The organism is Streptomyces sp. (assembly GCF_031178505.1).
Lineage (GTDB): Bacteria > Actinomycetota > Actinomycetes > Streptomycetales > Streptomycetaceae > Streptomyces > Streptomyces gulbargensis.
Genome location: NZ_JAPSIW010000821.1, coordinates 1 through 2,989, shown reverse-complemented (window position 1 = coordinate 2,989; position 2,989 = coordinate 1). Strand labels below are relative to the sequence as shown.

At 72.2% G+C, this 2,989-nt stretch carries 3 protein-coding genes and 1 pseudogene; all 4 read left to right on the top strand.

Going from position 1 to position 2,989, the window contains the following annotated elements:
• Nucleotides 1-865, top strand: a pseudogene (locus RIF68_RS32900) (hypothetical protein); the annotation flags it as partial.
• Nucleotides 866-970: 105 nt separating this feature from the next.
• Entirely contained in the window at nucleotides 971-1,351 is a 381-nt protein-coding gene (locus tag RIF68_RS32895; protein ID WP_309055064.1) for a PPOX class F420-dependent oxidoreductase, read from the top strand.
• Nucleotides 1,352-1,571: 220 nt separating this feature from the next.
• Nucleotides 1,572-2,414 (top strand): nitrilase-related carbon-nitrogen hydrolase, encoded by an 843-nt coding sequence (locus RIF68_RS32890; RefSeq protein ID WP_309055062.1) that lies wholly within the window; start codon nucleotides 1,572-1,574, stop codon nucleotides 2,412-2,414.
• On the top strand, nucleotides 2,411-2,989 hold a 579-nt coding region (locus RIF68_RS32885), incomplete at its 3' end, for an aminotransferase class III-fold pyridoxal phosphate-dependent enzyme (protein WP_309055060.1). The genes RIF68_RS32890 and RIF68_RS32885, both read left to right, overlap by 4 nt.

Sequence of the window (2,989 nt, the reverse complement as noted above, 5' to 3'; positions counted from 1 at the left end):
CCTTCCCGGGCCGGCCCCCGAACCGGTCGCGCAGCCCGCCCCCGCACCGGCCGCCGTCGGGGTGGCGGAAGCGCCGGCGGCGGAGGTGGCCCCGGTCGCCACGGGCCCCGAGCCCCTGATCGTCGGCAAGGAGGCCGGGGCGCCGGCCGCCGGCGGGGAGGGCGACATCCCCGCCCCCCGGGACGCGGCCGCCGGCGACCGCCGGAAGGAGAAGGGTTTCGGCGGCCCCTGGGGCTTCGGCGGCGACTTCCCGGAGTTCGTCCGCAGCGGCAAGGGCAGGACCGACATCACCGTCGACGTCCCCGTGCCGCCCGGCTTCGTCCTCGTCGACGCGGAGCGCGCAGGTGAGGGCTACTTCTCGGTGCACACCCTGAACCACCGCCGCCGGAACGACCACCTGCTGTTCAACACCGGTCTGGACGACTTCTCGGGACGGTCGCTCCTGGACCACGACGGCCGCACACCGCTGCGTCTGCGGGTCGACGCGGCCCCGGGCGCGGAGTGGACCGTCGCGGTGCGCCCCGTCTCCGCCGTGGACCCGCTGGGCGCGGGCGCCGAGGGACGGGGCGCCGATGTGCTGCTGCACACCGGCCCGGCCGCCGACCTCCTCGCGCGCCTGCGCGGCGAGGGGGACGGCAGCGTGTACTTCCACGTGCACGGCTACGAGCCGGACGCCAACGGCCATCTGGTGGTCAACGAGGCGGACGAGCGGGTCAGGACCACCGTCGCGCTGCCCGAGGGGCCCCTGCTCCTCGCCGTCCACAGCGCCGAGGGGCGCTGGTCCCTGGAGGTCCGGCCGAAGTCCGGGGGCGCGCAGGCCCGTTCGGAGCGGGGCGGACGGTTCTGGCGGCGCGGCTCGCGCTGACCGGAGCCGGGGCGGCGCGGCCAACCCTGAGGTGCCCGCCCCGGAAGTGCCCGCGTCGGAAGTGCCCGCCGCGGCGCCCCGCGGGGCGCCGCATAGGCTCCGGGCATGATGCCCGAGGAGCTGCGGCACGGCCGCTACGTCAGTCTGACCACCTTCCGGAAGAACGGGACGGGGGTCGCGACGCCCGTCTGGTACGCCGTCGACGGCGAGGAGCTGTACGCCTGGACCCGGACCGACTCCTGGAAGGTCAAGCGGCTGCGCGCCGACCCGGCCGTCGAGGTGGCCGTCTGCGACGTGCGCGGGAACGTCTCCGAGGGCGCCGCGCGGGTGCGGGGGACGGCGCGGCTCGTGACGGGGGAGGAGCCGCGCCGGGTCCGCCGGCTCCTGGGCCGCAAGTACACCTGGCAGTTCTGGCTCGTGGACCTGCCGGCGACGGCCGTCCGGCTCGGCCGGCGCCCGCACACCGGGATCGTCGTGAGCTTCTGAGCGTCCGAAGACGCGGGCCCGGCTGAACGCTCCGTACCGAACGGATGTCGCTGTGTACCGACGGATGTCCGTTGTGGACCACTCGGGTATGAAACATGATCGACTCGAATGCTTCGCGGCAGTGGTCTTGCTCCGGGGTGTGACGGGGCTTACGTTCTCTTCCTACGCATCGCGTCTACGTGCGTAGAGGCTCATCGACGCCGTGCCGAAGGAGCAGCTCATGTCCGACGTCGTACGCGCCGCGCTCGTGCAGGCGACCTGGACCGGCGACACCGAATCCATGATCGCCAAACATGAGGAGCACGCCCGGGAGGCCGCCCGGCAGGGAGCCCGGGTGATCGGCTTCCAGGAGGTGTTCAACGCCCCTTACTTCTGCCAGGTCCAGGAGCCGGAGCACTACCGCTGGGCCGAGCTCGTCCCCGACGGCCCGACCGTCCGCCGGATGCGGGAGCTCGCGCGGGAGACCGGCATGGTGATCGTGGTCCCGGTGTTCGAGGTCGAGAGCGAGGGCTTCCACTACAACACGGCGGCCGTGATCGACGCCGACGGCACGTACCTCGGCAAGTACCGCAAGCACCACATCCCGCAGGTCAAGGGCTTCTGGGAGAAGTACTACTTCCGCCCGGGGAACGCCGGCTGGCCCGTCTTCGACACCGCCGTCGGCAAGGTCGGCGTCTACATCTGCTACGACCGCCACTTCCCCGAGGGCTGGCGCCAACTCGGCCTCAACGGAGCCCAGCTGGTCTACAACCCGTCCGCCACCCACCGCGGCCTCTCCTCCCACCTCTGGCAGCTGGAGCAGCCCGCGGCCGCCGTCGCCAACGAGTACTTCGTCGCCGCCATCAACCGCGTCGGGGTCGAGGAGTACGGCGACAACGACTTCTACGGCACCAGCTACTTCGTCGACCCGCGGGGCCGGTTCGTCGGGGACGTCGCCTCCGACAAGGAGGAGGAACTCGTTGTCCGGGACCTGGACTTCGGCCTGATCGGGGAGGTCCGCCGCCAGTGGGCGTTCTACCGGGACCGCCGCCCCGACGCGTACGACGGGCTGGTGAAGCCGTGAGCGGCCTCTACGAACGGCACCGCGCCGTCGCCCCCGACTGGCTCGCCCTCTACTACCGCGAGCCGCTGGAGATCACCCACGGCGAGGGCCGTCACGTCTGGGACGCCGAAGGCCGCAAGTACCTCGACTTCTTCGGCGGCATCCTCACCACCATGACCGCCCACGCGCTCCCCGAGGTCACCAAGGCCATCGCCGAGCAGGCCGGGCGGATCATCCACTCCTCCACCCTCTACCTCAACCGCCCCATGGTGGAGCTCGCCGAACGGATCGCCGCCCTCTCCGGCATCCCCGACGCCCGCGTCTTCTTCACCACCTCGGGCACCGAGGCCAACGACACGGCCCTCCTCCTCGCCACCACGTACCGCCGGTCGAACCAGATCCTGGCGATGCGCAACAGCTACCACGGCCGTTCCTTCTCCACCGTCGGCATCACCGGCAACCGTTCCTGGTCCCCCACGAGCCTGTCGCCCCTCCAGACCCTGTACGTGCACGGCGGCGTCCGCACGCGCGGCCCGTACGCCCAGTACACCGACGAGCGGTTCACCGACGCCTGCGTCGCCGATCTCGAGGACCTC